14 protein-coding genes are annotated in these 15129 nt (G+C 75.1%); 7 read left to right on the top strand and 7 right to left on the bottom strand.

Annotated features, from left to right (window positions below):
- Positions 1–158: 158 nt before the first annotated feature.
- The 4 genes from ACI2LW_RS23450 to ACI2LW_RS23435 form a co-directional block, all read right to left on the bottom strand.
- Positions 159–788 (bottom strand): cytochrome b/b6 domain-containing protein, encoded by a 630-nt coding sequence (locus ACI2LW_RS23450; protein WP_404733164.1) that lies wholly within the window; start codon positions 786–788, stop codon positions 159–161.
- A complete protein-coding gene (locus tag ACI2LW_RS23445; RefSeq protein WP_404733163.1) occupies positions 772–1608 on the bottom strand; it encodes a molybdopterin-dependent oxidoreductase in 837 nt (278 codons plus the stop codon). Before ACI2LW_RS23445 ends, ACI2LW_RS23450 begins: the two co-directional genes overlap by 17 nt.
- A gap of 124 nt (positions 1609–1732) precedes the next feature.
- The gene (locus ACI2LW_RS23440) at positions 1733–3277 is read right to left on the bottom strand and encodes an APC family permease (RefSeq protein WP_404733162.1); all 1545 of its coding nucleotides are present in this window, start codon (positions 3275–3277) and stop codon (positions 1733–1735) included.
- Positions 3278–3356: 79 nt separating this feature from the next.
- Positions 3357–4310: a hypothetical protein gene (locus ACI2LW_RS23435; protein ID WP_404733161.1), complete on the bottom strand. Its 954-nt coding sequence runs from the start codon at positions 4308–4310 to the stop codon at positions 3357–3359.
- Positions 4311–4835: 525 nt separating this feature from the next.
- On the opposite strand from ACI2LW_RS23435, the gene ACI2LW_RS23430 reads away from it, so the two are divergent.
- From ACI2LW_RS23430 to ACI2LW_RS23405, 6 genes are all read left to right on the top strand, one after another.
- On the top strand, positions 4836–5729 hold the full coding sequence (locus ACI2LW_RS23430) for a DMT family transporter (protein ID WP_404733160.1): 894 nt from the start codon (positions 4836–4838) through the stop codon (positions 5727–5729).
- Between the two features lie 459 nt (positions 5730–6188).
- On the top strand, positions 6189–6713 hold the full coding sequence (locus tag ACI2LW_RS23425; protein ID WP_404733159.1) for an NUDIX hydrolase: 525 nt from the start codon (positions 6189–6191) through the stop codon (positions 6711–6713).
- Positions 6710–7099: a YidH family protein gene (locus ACI2LW_RS23420; RefSeq protein ID WP_404733158.1), complete on the top strand. Its 390-nt coding sequence runs from the start codon at positions 6710–6712 to the stop codon at positions 7097–7099. Before ACI2LW_RS23425 ends, ACI2LW_RS23420 begins: the two co-directional genes overlap by 4 nt.
- Positions 7100–7572: 473 nt before the next feature.
- Positions 7573–7860, top strand: a complete 288-nt coding sequence (locus ACI2LW_RS23415; protein WP_404733186.1) for a DUF202 domain-containing protein — start codon at positions 7573–7575, stop codon at positions 7858–7860.
- Positions 7861–7979: 119 nt separating this feature from the next.
- Positions 7980–9014, top strand: coding sequence for a phosphotransferase family protein (locus ACI2LW_RS23410; RefSeq protein WP_404733185.1), 1035 nt, complete (start codon positions 7980–7982; stop codon positions 9012–9014).
- A gap of 6 nt (positions 9015–9020) precedes the next feature.
- The gene (locus ACI2LW_RS23405; protein WP_404733157.1) at positions 9021–10235 is read left to right on the top strand and encodes an acyl-CoA dehydrogenase family protein; all 1215 of its coding nucleotides are present in this window, start codon (positions 9021–9023) and stop codon (positions 10233–10235) included.
- Positions 10236–10455: 220 nt separating this feature from the next.
- Here ACI2LW_RS23405 and ACI2LW_RS23400 read toward each other — a convergent pair whose 3' ends face one another.
- The 3 genes from ACI2LW_RS23400 to ACI2LW_RS23390 are packed head-to-tail and all read right to left on the bottom strand — an operon-like array spanning position 10456 to position 13550.
- Positions 10456–11049, bottom strand: a complete 594-nt coding sequence (locus tag ACI2LW_RS23400) for a TetR/AcrR family transcriptional regulator (protein ID WP_404733156.1) — start codon at positions 11047–11049, stop codon at positions 10456–10458.
- A gap of 60 nt (positions 11050–11109) precedes the next feature.
- Complete coding sequence (locus ACI2LW_RS23395) at positions 11110–12780, bottom strand: class I adenylate-forming enzyme family protein (protein ID WP_404733155.1); 1671 nt, start codon at positions 12778–12780, stop codon at positions 11110–11112.
- A complete protein-coding gene (locus ACI2LW_RS23390) occupies positions 12777–13550 on the bottom strand; it encodes an SDR family oxidoreductase (RefSeq protein ID WP_404733154.1) in 774 nt (257 codons plus the stop codon). Before ACI2LW_RS23390 ends, ACI2LW_RS23395 begins: the two co-directional genes overlap by 4 nt.
- Before the next feature lie 275 nt (positions 13551–13825).
- On the opposite strand from ACI2LW_RS23390, the gene ACI2LW_RS23385 reads away from it, so the two are divergent.
- Positions 13826–15091 carry an exo-beta-N-acetylmuramidase NamZ domain-containing protein gene (locus tag ACI2LW_RS23385; protein WP_404733153.1) on the top strand — a complete coding sequence of 422 codons (1266 nt, stop codon included), beginning with the start codon at positions 13826–13828 and terminating at the stop codon, positions 15089–15091.
- Positions 15092–15129: the final 38 nt, after the last annotated feature.

Here is a 15129-nt window from a genome sequence, read left to right as displayed (position 1 = left end):
GGGGGCGGGGGCGGGGGGGGTGGGGTGCGCGCGGGGGGGGGGGGGGGGGGGGACGGGGGGGGGGGGGGGGGGGGGGCCCCCCCGGCCCCCCCCGCGGCGCTCGCCGCCGTGAACCGGCCGCCGTACCACCCGCCGCCGTACCGCCCGCGGCGCTCCCCTTACGGCCGCCACAGCGGGTGTTCGTCCTCCGCCCAGGTGCGGCTGACCACGCCGGTGCGCAGGCCGCGCCGGGCCTCCGGGTCGCCGACGGCCATGCCGATGTGGCCGGCCAGGACGATGCCGACGGTCAGGGCGAGCCAGTCGTGGACGAAGGTCGCGCCGGTGCGCCACACCAGCGGGGTGAGGTGGGTGAACCACATCAGCACTCCGGTGCCGAGCATCACCAGGCCGGCGCCCGCGATCCAGGCGGCGTACACCTTCTGCCCGGCGTTGAACTTGCCGGCCGGGCGGGAGCCGGGCCGGCGGTCGCGGCGCAGGGCGGCGCGCAGCCAGCGGCGGTCGTGCGGTCCGAACCGGTCGAGCAGGCGCAGATCGGCGCGGAAGGCGCGGGAGGCCAGCCCCAGCAGGACGGGCAGGGGCAGGGCGAGGCCGGCCCACTCGTGGACACGGACCACCAGCTCGCGACGGCCGACGAGCACGGCGAGCTGGGGGATGTACAGACAGGCCGCCGTGACCACGCACACGCCCATCAGCGCGGCCGTGGTGCGGTGGATCCACCGCTCGGCGGGGGTGAAGCGGCGGACCCCGGTGCCGGGCGCGGCGGCCGCGGGCTCAGCTCGTAGGGTCATCGCCGCGTCCGTTCGAGCGGCCCACCCACGCGTCGACGTCGTAGCCGCGCTCCTCCCAGTAGCCGGGCCGCACCTCGTCGGTGACCGTGATGCCGGAGAGCCACTTGGCGGACTTGTAGAAGTACATGGGGGCGACGTAGAGGCGGACCGGGCCGCCGTGGTCGTGGCCGAGGTCCTTGTCCTGCATGCGCAGCGCGACCAGGACGTCGGGACGGCGGGCCTGGTCCAGGGTGAGGCTCTCGGTGTAGGTGCCGTCGAAGCAGGTGAAGCGGACGGCCCTGGCCGTCGGGCGGACTCCGGCCGCGTCCAGCAGCCGGGACAGGCGGACCCCCTCGAAGGGCGTGCCGGGCACCCGCCAGCCGGTGACGCACTGGACGTCGCGGACCAGGCGGGTCCGGGGCAGCGCCCGCAGTTCGGCCAGTGTGTACGCCGCCGGGCGGTCGACCAGGCCGTCCACGGTCAGGCGGTAGTCGGCGGCGTCCTTGTGGGGGACGGAGACGGCGACCGAGTAGTAGCGGAAGCCGCCGCCGTTGGGGAGCAGGCCGGTCAGGCCGGTGGGGTCCTTGCCGGAGGCGGCGCCGAGGAAGGACTCCAGACCCCGTTGCAGGGTGGGTGCGGCGAGCACGCCGAGGGCGCCCAGGCCCAGGGTGCCCAGGAGGACGCGGCGGCCGACCGGACGGCCCTGCTCCTCCGCGGGGCCGGGCGGTGCCGCGGCGCCCGGCGCCGGGGACGCGTCCTCCGGCGGGCCGGCGGGACCGGGACCGGGACCGGGGCCGGCTGGACCGGGGGTGGCGGGCCGTTCGGGTGGTTCGGGGTTCACCCTTTCATTCGAGCACCCGCGGCCCCCGGCGGGCCAGGGATCGCGGACACCCGTCAGACTTCCGTCATCATTGCGGGGCCGGCACGGCCCTGCGAACGCACGACGCCGGGCGCTGTCGCGCGGGTCAGGAGGCGGCCTCCGCGGCCTTCTCCAGCTGGAACGCCTCGTTGCCCAGCCCGATCCGGGCGTGCGCCGCGGGCCTGCGGCTGCGCAGTACGGCGCCCTGGACCAGGCCGGCGACGGCGGCGAGGCCGATGATGCCGGGCAGCGCCCAGCTGAGCGCCGAGCCGGGTCCGGCGCCGACCAGCACGTCGAAGTCCTTGACCGTGTAGACGGCGATCACGAGCAGGGCCGCGCCCGCCAGGCCCGAGGTGACCAGCCGCCAGAGTTGCGCCCCCGCCGCTCCGCGCCGCACGAAGAAGACGATCACCGACAGCGAGGCCGCCGCCATGAGCACGATCACGCCGAGCGCCCCGATGTTGCCGCCCCAGGTGAACAGGTGGAGCACGGGCGCGGTCGGATCGCCGGCCGGTTTGCCGTCGGTGACGGCGAAGGCGACCACGATCACCAGGGAGAAGACGGTCTGCGAGAGCGAGCCGGTCGCGGGGGCGCCGCTGCTGCTGGAGGTGCGTCCGAACGCGGCGGGCAGCAGCCCCTCGCGTCCCATGGCGAAGGCGTACCGGGCGACGACGTTGTGGAAGCTGAGCATGGCCGCGAACATGCCGGTCACGAACAGGACGTGCAGCACGTCGGTGAAGGTGCCGCCGAGCCGGGACCGCGTCAGCGAGAACAGCAGCCCGGCGCTCTGCTCGCGGGACGCGGCGACGACCGCCGAGGGCCCGGTGGCGACGGTGAGGGCCCAGCAGCTGAGCGCGAAGAACACGGCGACCCCGCCGACGGCGAGGAACATCACCCGGGGCACCAGGATGTGCGGGCGGCTGGTCTCCTCCGCGTAGACCGGGGCCTGCTCGAAGCCGAGGAAGGCGGCGATGCAGAAGCACAGCGCGGTGCCGACGCCGGCGCCGGAGAGGGTGCCGGGGTTGAAGGCGTGCAGGGACAGGCCCTCCCGGGCGGGGTCGGCGACCGCGGCCACGTCGAAGATCACCACCAGGGCGACCTCGATGACCAGCAGCACGCCCAGCACGCGCGCGTTGACGTCGATCTTCAGCCAGCCGAGCACGCCCACGGCGGCGACGGCCGCGAGCGCCGGTGCCCACCAGGCGACGGTGACGTCGGCGTAGGTGGCCAGCAGGTTGGAGACCTCGAACCCGAAGATGCCGTAGATGCCGGCCTGCAGGGCGTTGTAGGCGACCAGGGCGACCAGGGCCGCGCCCGCCCCGGCCGTGCCGCCGAGGCCGCGGGAGATGTACGCGTAGAAGGCGCCCGCGTTGTGCACGTGCCGGCTCATCTCGGCGTAGCCGACGCTGAAGAGGATCAGCACCGCGCCGAGCCCCACGAACAGCAGCGGCTGGCCGACGATGCCCATCACCGCGAATGTAGTGGGCATGACACCGGCGACCACCATGAGCGGGGCGGTCGCCGCCAGCACGGAGAGCAGCAGCCCGCCCGTGCCCAGGCGGCCGGCGCGCAGGGCGCGCTCCTGCCCCTTGAAGGTGCTGATGCCGCTCTCGGCGGCGGATCTGCTCGTGCTGGAACTGCCCGTGGTCATCGGTACGGTCCTTTCGGCCTCGGTGAACGGTCGGTCGTCGTACGTCTCGGGGCGGGTCCGTCCGGGGACACGGAAGCGGTCACCAGGCCGTGCCGAGGGCGCTCGCACGGGCCGCGCGGAAGGCGGCGCGGGCGTCCCGGTCGGGGTAGGACCACGGAGCGGGGGTGAGGTGGTCGCCGATGCGGTGGAACAGGGCCGCCGCCTCGGCGGGACGGCCCTCGCAGTGCTTGGCGTGGGCGAGGAAGTTCAGGTCGACCATGCGGCGCGGGTGGCCCTCCTGCCCCCACTCCAGCCACCAGTCGAAGGCCGCCGTCATCACCTGCCGGGCCCGGCGGCCGGCCCAGTGGCCGGAGGCGGCCGGGTCGGCGGGCGCGGTGCCCGCGGCGGCCAGGACGCGGTAGCGCTCGGCGTGCGCGACCACCGGGAGGATGGCGAGCGGGGAGTCGGCGGGGGCCTGCTCGGCGGCCCAGCTCGCGAAGTCGTACACCTCGTGCAGCGGGTCCGGGCCGGTGTCCGGGCGGCGCTCGGCGAGCCGGGCCACCATCAGGTGGTGGGCGTGGTGGTGGTCGGGGTGGCGGTGGCGGATCTCGTCGAACAGCCGCACCACGTCCGCCTCGCCGCCCACGGCGCGCTCCAGCAGGAGCAGGCCCAGCCAGGGGGTCGGGTCGGCCGGCGCGAGCTCCGCCGCCTCCCGGCACGCCGCACGGGCCCGCTCGGGCTTCTCCTTGCCGCGCACGGCGAGCCCGGCCAGCGACACGCCGAGCAGCAGCCGGGCGTCGGCCGACTCCGGTTCGGCCAGCAGCCAGTCCTGGGCCCAGACGGCGGTGTGGGACTCCTGGGCGAGTACGGCGACGCGGTGCCCGCGCAGGTCCCAGTCGTCGCCGGTGCGCGCCATCAGGGCGCGGACCGCCTGCCAGCGGCCCTGGGCCAGGGCGGTGCGCGCCGCGACGAGCTCGCCGTCGTCGAGAGCGGCGTCGAAGGCCTGGGCCGCACGCTTGCGGCCGCGGCCGAGGGCAGGCGGGGGTGGGGGCACCGCGGTCTTCCTCACGCGCTCTTCGCTTGTGGCTCGGTCGCCTCGGGGGCCACGCTGCCCCGTCGGCGCGTTCGCCGTGGCTCGCTCGCCGTGGCCGGGTCACCGCCGTGTCGCCGGGTCACCGCCGTGTCGCCGGATCGCCGCCGTGTCGCCGGATCCCGGGTCCGCCAGCGGCCTGCCATCGGCTGATCACGGACAGCAAACCCTCAGCCAGTGCTTCACGTCAAGGGCCGGCGAGGCGTTACACGCGTCAACTCGCCTTGTGCCCAAGGCAATTGTCACGGTGCGGACGTCCGCGGCCCGGCGGCCGGGGCCCCGGCCGTCGCCCGTGTGGCGTACGCCATGGCGCGGCGGCCCCCGCGCGTCCCACCATGGCGCGACGGCCGTGCCCTCGCCCGCGACCGCAGGCGTCGTCACCGGACCGGCTGCCCGCAACCGGCTGCTCGCGACAGCGGAGCGCCCCGGGACGCTACAGTCGGCCCCCTACGCACCCCGTGGCCCGGCCGGATGATCGAGGTACGCAGCGTGTCGGTTCTGGTTCTGATTCTCGCCGTGAGTGCCGCCTGCTGCCTGGGCTTCGGGTTCGTACTGCAGCAGAACGCGGCCCAGCGGGCACCGCTCAGTGACTTCCTCTCCCCCCGGCTGCTGCTGGACCTGATGAAGGTGCCCCGCTGGCTGGGCGGGCTGGGCCTGATGATCGTCGGCATGATGCTGGGCGCGGTGGCGCTCGGCCGGGGCGAGATCTCCCTGGTGGAGCCGCTGCTCGCGACGAACCTGCTGTTCGCCCTCGCCCTGGTCCGCAAACAGACCCGGCAGCCGGTCGGCCGGCAGGGCTGGGCGGGCCTCGCGCTGCTGGCGGGCGGGGTGACCGCCTTCATCCTGGCGGGCCGGCCGCGGGCCGGCAGCGCGGTGACCGATCCGCTGCGGCACTGGCTGATCATCGGGGTGATGGCGGGCCTGGCGCTGCTGCTGACCGCCTACGCCAAGCGCTCCCGGCTGAGCTGGGGCCCGGTGCTGCTGGCGGTGGCCGCCGGCCTGCTGTACGGGCTCCAGGACGCGCTGACCCGGGTGAGCGGGCAGCGCCTGTCCGCGGGCGGCTGGGCGGAGCTGTTCTCCGGCTGGCAGCCGTACGCGCTGCTGGTGATCGGGGCCACCGGGCTGGTCCTGGTGCAGAGCGCGTTCGAGACCGCCCCGCTGCGCATGTCGCTGCCCGCGCTGACCGCGGCGGAGCCGCTGGCCGGGATCGTCTGCGGCGTGGGCTTCCTCGGCGACCGACTGCGCACCGACACCGGGGCGCTCGCCTGGGAGGCGGGCGGGCTCGCGGCGATCGTCACCGGGATCGTGCTGCTCGGCCTGCACCCGGCGATGCCGTGCGGCGTGCGGGCGCCCGAGCGGCAGCGCGACCTGCAACCGCGCTGAACCGCGGACGCGGAAGCGCCACCGCAGCCGTACCGCGGACGCGGAAGCGCCACCGCAGCCGTACCGCGGGCCCGGAAGCGCCGCCGGCGCGGGAGCCACCGCAGCCGTACCGCGGGCCCGGGAGCGCCGCCGGCGCGGGAGCCACCGCAGCCGTGCGGCGTGCGGGCGCCCGAGCGGCAGCGCGACCTGCAACCGCGCTGAACCGAGGACGCGGGAGCGCCACCGCAGCCGTACCGCGGGCCCGGAAGCGCCGCCGGCGCGGGAGCCACCGCAGCCGTACGGCGGACGCGGAAGCGCCGCCGGCGCGGGAGCCACCGCAGCCGTACGGCGCCGCGCGGGCGCGGGAGCGCGACGGTCGCGGGCGGTCGTCCGGCCGTCCCGGGGCGCCCGCACGCGCGTGCGTGCCTTCCGCGCGGGTGCCGTGCCTGCGCGGCGCGGCCGCCTGCTTGGATGGGCGGCATGAGCGCTGCTGACGAGATCCTCGACATCGTCGACGAGAACGACCGCGTCGTCGGGCAGTCCCCGCGCGGCGAGGCGTACGCCGCCGGGCTGCGCCACCGTTGCGCCTTCATCGAGGTGCGCGACGCCCAGGGACGGATCTTCGTCCACCGCCGCACGCCCACCAAACTGGTCCACCCCTCGCTGTACGACATGTTCGTCGGCGGGGTCGTCGGCGCGGGCGAGTCCTACGACGACGCGGCCCTGCGCGAGGCCGAGGAGGAGCTCGGGGTGAGCGGCCTGGCCCGCCCCGAGTTCGTGTTCAAGTTCCTGTACGACGGCGGCGCCGGCCGCAGCTGGTGGTCGGCGGTCTACCAGGTCCGCTGCGACCTGCCGGTGCGCCCGCAGGCCGAGGAGATCGCCTGGTACGGGTTCCTGACGCCGCAGGAGGTCGAGCGCCGGCTGCACGAGTGGGAGTGGGCGCCGGACGGCGTCGCCGCGTACGAGCGGCTGAAGGCGTACCGGGCGGCGGGGTCCCCCGCGTGAGCGCCCTGCGCGACGTCCGGCTGTGGTTCGCCCCCGAGGAGATCCGCCGGGAGGGCAGCACACCGGACTACCGCTTCTCGCTGGCCAACGAGCGCACCTTCCTGGCCTGGCTGCGCACCGCCCTCGCGCTGATCGGCGGCGGCTTCGCGGTGGACCAGTTCCTGCCGGACCTGCGCTGGGGCTGGCGCATCGGGCTCGCCCTCGCGCTGCTCGCGGCGGGCGTGCTGTGCTCGCTGCGCGCGGTCGGCCACTGGGTGCGCTGCGAGCGGGCGATGCGCCGCGGCGAAGACCTCCCGGCGTCCCGCTTCCCGGCGCTGCTGGGCGTGATCGTCGCGTTCGTCGCCATCGCCATGGTGGTGGTCGTCCTCGCCGGATGGGCGGGATGAGCGGGATGAGCGGGATGAGCGGACACGGCAACGGGACCGAGAGCCGCGGCGAAGGGGCCACGCAGCGCGCCGCGGGAGCGCCGAGCACCGGTACCGGCACCGGCACCGGCAGCCCCACGGGTGCGGGACACGGCGCCCCGGCGGGTGCGGGACGCGGTCGTGGCGGGCCCCTGGGAGGCGACGCGGGCGCGGGCGCAGGCACAGGCGGCGCGGGCGCGGACGACGGCACAGGGACGGACGGCGACGCGGGCGCGGACGACGCCACGGGCGCGGGCGCGGGCGGCGACGCGGGCGCGGGCGCAGGCACAGGCGGCGCGGGCGCGGACGACGGCACAGGGACGGACGGCGACGCGGGCGCGGACGACGCCACGGGCGCGGGCGCGGGCGGCGACGCAGGCACAGGCGGCGCGGGCACAGGCGGCGCGGACGGCGGCACGGGAACAGGCGGCGCGGCCGGGGGCCGGGATCCCGGGCTGCAGCCGGAGCGGACGCGGCTCGCCTGGCGGCGCACCACGCTGTCCTGCACGGTCGCCGCCGTCCTCGCCGCGAGGACCGCGCTGCACGGCGGAGCGTCGCCCGCCGGTGTGGCCGTGGGCGCCCTGTGCTGCCTGCTCTGGCTGGGCTTCCTCCGGCTCGCCCAGCGGCGGATCCGCGCCCTGGCCGGGGCGGTGGCGCCGGCGGCCCTCGCCCCGCGGCACGCCACGGCGGCCACCCTGTGCACGGTGGCGCTGGCGGTCTGCGCGGCGGTGCTCGTCGTATGACCGGCACCGTGCGGCGGCCGGCGTGGCACCGATCACGTTGGGTCCCCCTACTGGACGACATACCGACCGGTCGGCATCATGGGTGAGTCCCGTTCACGCGCCCGCCCGTAGGAGCCATGATGAGCCCCGATCACCCGCCCGGACTCGACCTCGACCGGCTGCGCGGCCTGCTCGACCGCGAGCGGCCCGGCCTGGTGCGGGGGCCCCTGACCGGCCGGCTGATCGAGGGCGGGCGGTCGAACCTGACGTACGCCGTCTCCGACGGTGCCTCCCGGTGGGTCGTACGGCGCCCTCCCCTCGGCCACGTCCTCGCCACCGCGCACGACATGAAGCGCGAGTACCGGGTGATCAGCGCGCTGCACCCGACGGCCGTGCCGGTGCCGGACCCGCTGCTGCTGTGCCAGGACGAGGAGGTGCTCGGAGCACCGTTCTACGTCATGGAGTTCGTCGAGGGAACGCCGTACCGCACCGCCGGCCAGCTCGCCGCGCTGGGCGAGGAGCGCACCCGTGACGCCGTGCTGTCGCTGGTCGACACCCTGGTGGAGCTGCACGCGGTGGACCCCGCGCGGGTCGGCCTGGAGGACTTCGGCCGTCCCGAGGGCTTCCTGGACCGCCAGCTGCGGCGCTGGGGCAAGCAGCTGGACGCCTCCCGCAACCGCGACCTGCCCGGCATCGACGAGCTGCACGCGGCCCTCGGCCGGCAGCTGCCCGGCTCCCCCGCCCCCGCCGTCGTCCACGGCGACTACCGCCTGGACAACGTGCTCATCGGCGACGACGACCGGATCCGGGCGATCCTCGACTGGGAGATGTCCACGCTCGGCGACCCGCTGACCGACCTGGGCCTGCTGGTGATGTACAGCACGCCGCTCGAGCTGCCCCACTCGCCCGTCTCCACCACGGCCGCCGCGCCCGGCCACCCCTCGCCCGCCGAGCTGATCGAGCGGTACGCCGCGCGCTCGGGGCGCGACGTGAGCGCCGTCTCCTGGTACACGGCGTTCGCCTGGTTCAAGCTCGCCGTGATCCTCGAGGGCATCCACTACCGCTACACGCTCGGCCAGACGGTCGGCCGCGGCTTCGACCGCATCGGCGATCTGGTCCCCGTCTTCATCCGGCACGGACTGACCACATTGCACGACGGTCTTCAGGAGGGCTGATCAGTCATGGACTTCACGTTCGACGAGCGCACCGAGGAGCTGCGCGCCCGGCTCCTCGCCTTCATGGACGAGCACGTGTACCCGGCCGAGCAGGTCGCCCACGAGCAGCGCGCGCGGCTGGCCTCCCCCTGGCAGAACCCGCCGGTGGTGGAGGAGCTGAAGGCCGAGGCGCGCCGGCAGGGGCTGTGGAACCTGTTCCTGCCGGACGCCGAGTACGGCGCCGGGCTGACCAACCTCCAGTACGCCCCGCTGGCCGAGATCACCGGCCGCTCCCCGCAGCTGGCGCCCACCGCCACCAACTGCGCGGCCCCCGACACCGGCAACATGGAGGTGCTCGCCCAGTTCGGCGACGAGGCGCAGAAGAAGCAGTGGCTCGAGCCGCTGCTCGCCGGTGAGATCCGCTCGGCCTTCGCCATGACCGAGCCGGAGGTGGCCTCCTCGGACGCCACCAACATCGGCACGCTGATCGAGCGGGACGGCGACGAGTACGTCATCACCGGCCGCAAGTGGTACGCCTCGGGCGCGATGCACCCGGACTGCAACATCTTCATCGTGATGGGCAAGACGGACCCGGACGGCGCCGACATCCGCCGCCAGCAGTCGATGGTGCTGGTGCCGCGCGACACCCCCGGGGTGACCGTCGTGCGGGCGATGCAGGTGTTCGGGTACGAGGACCACTACCACGGCGGTCACGCCGAGGTGGTGTTCGACCACGCGCGTGTGCCGGTGTCCCACCTCGTCGGCGAGGAGGGCGGCGGCTTCGCCGTCGCCCAGGCGCGCCTGGGCCCGGGCCGCATCCACCACTGCATGCGGCTGATCGGCATGGCCGAGCGGGCGATCGAGCTGATGTGCCGGCGCGCGGTGTCCCGTACCGCCTTCGGCAAGCCGCTGGCCCAGCAGGGCGTGGTGCAGAACTGGATCGCGGACGCCAGGGTCACGGTCGAGCAGCTGCGGCTGCTGGTGCTCAAGACGGCCTGGCTGATGGACACGGTCGGCAACCGGGGCGCGCACACCGAGATCCAGGCCATCAAGATCGCCACCCCGCGCGCGGTGGTGGACATCCTCGACCGGGCTATCCAGCTGCACGGCGCGGGCGGGGTCAGCCAGGACTTCCCGCTGGCCGAGCTGTACGCCGGGGCGCGCACCCTGATGATCGCGGACGGCCCGGACGAGGTGCACCAGCGTTCGCTGGCGCGGCGGGAGCTGAAGAAGTACCTGTGAGGCGGCGAGTGTGAGGGGCGGCCGCCGGCGGGCGGCCGCCCCTCACGCGTGCGCCGGCGGCGATCCCCCGGCCCGCCCGCCCCGCGGACCGCGGCCCCCGTCACAGCAGGTGGGCCGTCACGGCCGTGGAACCCTCCCCGCCGTGGGCCCGGTCAGGGCAGAGGCCCGTCACGGCACGGGTGCCGTCAGCGCCGCGGAACTCTCCCTGCCGCGGGACCGGTCACGGCCGCAGCGCCCGCAGCAGCAGGTCCGCGAGGTGGTCGGCCACCTCCTGCGGGCCGAGCGGGCCGTCCGGGCGGTACCAGGTGGACAGGTGGTGCACGGACCCGAAGTGGTAGTCGACGACGAGGTCGGCCGGGGTCGCCGTGGAGAAGACGCCCTCCCGCTGGCCCTCCTCGATCAGCGCGCGGAAGCGCTCGTGGTAGCGCCGGCGCTCGGCGCGCACCTGCTTGTTCTTCTCCGGGCTGAGGTGGTGCATGGAGCGGAAGAAGATCATCGCGTCGTCGAGGTTCTCGATCGTGGTGACCACGACGTCCGCCGCGGCGGCGCGCAGCCGCTTCTCGATGGGCTCGTCGGCGTTCGCGAAGGCGTCGAGCCGTTCCTGCTGGACGCGCAGCACACGCGCGTACACCTCGTGCAGCAGGTCGTCCTTGGAGCCGAAGTAGTGGTACAGCGCGCCCTTGGTGACGCCGGCCGCCTCCACGATCTCCTGCACCGAGGTGCGGTCGTAGCCCTGCTCGGCGAAGAGCCGGGTGGCGGCGGCCAGGAGCCGCTGCGGCACGGGAGTGCCGGCTGAGTCCGTCGTCCTGGGCACTGCCGCCACCTGCCTTTCTTGTCGCTGACTGGGTGCGCCGACCGGTGCTGCCGACCGGTTCTACGGGGTGTCGCCCCGCGTACGGGAACGCAGTTCCCGACGGAGGATCTTCCCACTCGCCGTTTTCGGCAAGTCCGGCAGGATCTCGACCTGCCGGGGATATTTGTAGGCGGCCAGTCTCTCCTTGCAGTACGCGGCGAGCGCACCGGGGTCCGGGTCCGCGCCCGGACGCAGGCTGACGTAGGCCTTGACGGTCTCCCCGCGGTAGCCGTCGGGCACCCCGACGACGGCCGCCTCGCGCACCGCCGGGTGCGTGTGCAGGACGTCCTCGACCTCGCGCGGCCACACCTTGAAGCCGGACGCGTTGATCATGTCCTTCTTGCGGTCGACGACGTACAGCCAGCCCCGCTCGTCCATGAACCCGATGTCGCCGGTGCGCAGTTCGCCGTCCGGGAAGGTCCGTGCGGTGGCGTCGGGGCGCCGCCAGTAGCCGGGCACCACCTGGGGGCCGCGCACCACGATCTCGCCCTGCTCGCCGAAGGGCACCTCCGCGCCCGCGTCGTCGACGATCCGCACCACGGTGTCCGGGCCGGGCACGCCGACCGCGAGGGTCCCGGAGGCCGGGTCGACGGGGGCCTCCAGGCCGGGCGGCACGGAGGCGCAGGGGGCGGTGCACTCGGTGAGGCCGTAGCCGTTGCGGATGTACGGCCCGAAGCCCGCGCGGAACCTCTCCACCAGCGCGGGCGGCAGCGGGGCGCCGCCGGAGGAGATGACGGTGAAGGAGGAGAAGTGGTCCGGGGTGACGGACGGGTGGGCGGCCAGCGCCATGAACGCGGTCGACGGGCCCACGGTGTAGTGGGGGCGGTGCTCGGCGAACGCCTCCAGGACCACCCCGGGCTCGAAGCGGTACGCCAGCACCAGCGTGCCCGCGCTGTTCAGGCAGGCGCCGAACTGGCAGACCATGCCGGTGATGTGGAACAGCGGGGCGAGCGCGAAGTAGACCGGCGCGTCGGGCAGGCCGAGGCCGGTGCGCTGCCGCTCGGCGTTGTACATGATGTTGCCGTGCGTGTTGGTGGCGCCCTTGGGGGTGCCGCTGGTGCCCGAGGTGTAGCTGATCAGGGCGATGTCGCCGGGCCCGGCGTCGCGGCCGGCGGGCGCCCGGTGGCCGGCGCGGGCGACGGTGACCAGGTCGTCGGCGTCCGGGGCCTGCGGCAGCCGTTCGAAGGTGAGCACGCGTGCGTCGTCGCGCGTCTGGAAGTCCAGCTCGCAGGCGGTCAGCGCGATCCGCACCGGCGAGCCGGCGGCCGTGGCGCGCAGATACGACTCCCACGCCCGGTCGGCGCAGATCAGCGCGGCCACCTCGGCGTCCTTCAGGACGTGGGCGACCTCCGCCGACTTGTACATCGGGTTGACCGGCACGACGACGGCGCCCGCCTTCCAGGCGCCGAGGACGGCGATCACGAAGTGCGGGGAGTTCTGCAGCAGTACGGCCACCCGGTCGCCGCGCTCCAGGCCGCGGGCGGCGAGGTGGCCGGCGACCGAGTCGCTGAGCTCGTCGATCTCGCGGTAGCCGAGGCGGGCGTCGAAGTAGGCGAGGAAGGTGCGGTCCGGGGCCTCGGCGGCGGACCGGCGCAGGGCGTGCACCAGGGAGGGCGCGGGGTCGACGGGGGCGCGCTGGGCGTCGTCGAGGAGGTCCAGCCAGGGGCGGGCGGCGTAGCGGGAGGCGGTCACCGGGTCTCCTCCCAGCGCCGCTGGAGGTGGTTCATGCCGGTCAGCCAGCGGTCCGGGTCGGCGGCCCGGGCCTGGTAGAAGGCGGCGACCTCGGGGTGCGGCAGGATCAGGAAGCGGTCCTCGGCGATGCCCTTGAACAGGGCGTCGGCCACGTCCTCCGGCTCGATCGCGGTGGGCTTGAGCACGATGTCGCCCGCGCTGCCGGTGGCGGCCAGCATGTCGGTGCGCACGCCCTGCGGGCAGATCGCGTGGACCTTGATCCCGCGGTGCCGGTACGTCAGCGACAGCCACTCGGCGAAGGCGTAGGCGCCGTGCTTGGTGACGCTGTACGGGGCGGCGCCGATCATGGTGAGCAGGCCGGCGGCGGAGACGGTGGAGACGAAGCGCCCGCTGCCGCGCTCCAGCCAGGCCGGGAGCAGTTCGCGGGCGGCGCGGACGTGGGCCATCACGTTGACGTCCCAGGCCGCGGCCCACACGTCCTCGCCGGCCGCCTCCGAACCGCCCGAGCCGAGGCCCGCGTTGGCGCAGTAGACGTCGACGGCGCCGCCGAGCGCGTCGCGGGCGGCGCCGACGACCGCGGAGGCGTCGCCGGGCAGCGCGATGCCCCCGATCTCCGCGGCGACGGCCTCGGCCCGGCCGGCGTCGAGGTCGTTGACGACGACCCGGGCGCCCTCCGCGGCGAACCGGCGGGCCAGCGCGGCCCCGATGCCGCCCCCGGCCCCCGTGACGACCACTCCCGCACTCTGAACGGCTTCCACGGCTTCCACCATCGGTCTCCTTCGGCTCCCGGGCGACGCGGCTCGCCCTCGCCGCGCCAGACTAACCGGTCGGTATGTAACGGGGAAGAGCCGTCGCGGTGTCCGCCCCGGCTCGTTCCTCCGTGCGCCCGCCCGGCCCGGCTCGTTCCTCCGTGCGCCCGCCCGCCCCGGCTCGTTCCTCCCTGCGCCCGCCCGCCCCGGCTCGTTCCGTGCGCCTCCCCCGCACGCTAGCGTGCGAGCAGCATGTGCGTGGGCATGACACCCGCCGCGATCACGGAGGTCACCGCATGAAGCTGTCCAGACGGAGTCTGCTCACCGGCACGGCCGCGGTCGCGGCCACGGGAGTCCCCGCCGCGACCGCCGGGGCGGCGCCGCGGCGCGGGAGCACGCCGCGGCGGCACGGGAGCGTGCCGCGCACCGGCTTCGAGCGCCTGGCCGCGGACGGCTACGCCCTGCTGGAGGGGCAGCGGACCGGCATCGTCACCAACCCGACGGGGGTGACCCGGGACGTGCGTCACATCGTGGACGTGATGCACGCCGACCCCCGAGTGAACCTCACCGCCGTGTTCGGTCCCGAGCACGGCTTCCGCGGCACCGCGCAGGCCGGCGGCTCCGAGGGCCGCTACGACGACCCGGCGACCGGGCTGCCCGTGTACGACACCTACCTCAAGAGCGGGCGGCCGCTCGCCGACGTGTTCACCGCGTCCGGCGTGGACACGGTCGTCTTCGACATCCAGGACGTGGGCGCCCGCTTCTACACGTACATCTGGACGCTGTACGACTGCATGGAGGCCGCCGCGCTGGCCGGGAAGCGGTTCGTGGTGCTCGACCGGCCCAACCCGGTGACCGGGCGCCAGGCCCTGGGGCCGGTGCTGCACAAGGAGTTCGCGACCTTCGTCGGGCGGCAGCCCGTCGCCCAGGCGCACGGCATGACGGTCGCGGAGCTCGCCCGGCTGTTCAACGGCGAGTTCCTGGCCACGCCGGTGCGGCTGGAGACGGTGCCGGTGACCGGCTGGAAGCGGTCGCAGTTCTACGACGCCTCGGGGCTGCCCTGGGTGCCGCCGAGCCCGAACATGCCCACCCCCGACACCGCCCTGGTCTACTCCGGGACCTGTCTGTTCGAGGGCACCAACCTGTCCGAGGGGCGGGGCACCACCCGTCCCTTCGAACTGCTGGGCGCGGAGGGCGTCGACGGGCGCTGGGCGGACGCCGTGAACGCGCTCGGGCTGCCGGGCGTCCGCTTCCGGGAGGCGTACTTCGCGCCCACCTTCTCCAAGTTCCAGGGCAGGACGGTGGGCGGGGTGCAGCTCCACGTCCACGACCGGGCCGCCTACGACCCGGTGCGGACCGGGATCGCGCTGCTGGTGACCGCCAAGCGGGTGTGGAGCGGCTTCGCATGGCGCCCGGACGACTGGATCGACAAGCTCACCGGCTCCACCCGCGTGCGCACGATGATCGACGCCGGGGCGGGCACCGACGAGGTGGTGGCCGGCTGGCAGCGGGAGCTGGCCGCGTTCCGCGAGGTGCGCGAGGAGTACCTGCTGTACCGGTGAGGCCGTGACGTATGGCCAACTCCCCCCGTTGGCAGGAC

Source organism: Streptomyces sp. NPDC004065 (genome assembly GCF_044903565.1).
Classification (GTDB): Bacteria; Actinomycetota; Actinomycetes; order Streptomycetales; family Streptomycetaceae; genus Streptomyces.
This window is presented reverse-complemented; position numbering and strand designations above follow the sequence as displayed.

Excerpts from the sequence above, each read along its gene's own strand:
- ACI2LW_RS23450 (WP_404733164.1), bottom strand. The coding sequence starts at position 788 with ATGACCCTACGAGCTGAGCCCGCGGCCGCCGCGCCCGGCACCGGGGTC.
- ACI2LW_RS23440 (WP_404733162.1), bottom strand. The coding sequence starts at position 3,277 with ATGACCACGGGCAGTTCCAGCACGAGCAGATCCGCCGCCGAGAGCGGC.
- ACI2LW_RS23425 (WP_404733159.1), top strand. The coding sequence starts at position 6,189 with ATGAGCGCTGCTGACGAGATCCTCGACATCGTCGACGAGAACGACCGC.
- ACI2LW_RS23410 (WP_404733185.1), top strand. The coding sequence starts at position 7,980 with ATGAGCCCCGATCACCCGCCCGGACTCGACCTCGACCGGCTGCGCGGC.
- ACI2LW_RS23405 (WP_404733157.1), top strand. The coding sequence starts at position 9,021 with ATGGACTTCACGTTCGACGAGCGCACCGAGGAGCTGCGCGCCCGGCTC.
- ACI2LW_RS23390 (WP_404733154.1), bottom strand. The coding sequence starts at position 13,550 with ATGGTGGAAGCCGTGGAAGCCGTTCAGAGTGCGGGAGTGGTCGTCACG.
- ACI2LW_RS23385 (WP_404733153.1), top strand. The coding sequence starts at position 13,826 with ATGAAGCTGTCCAGACGGAGTCTGCTCACCGGCACGGCCGCGGTCGCG.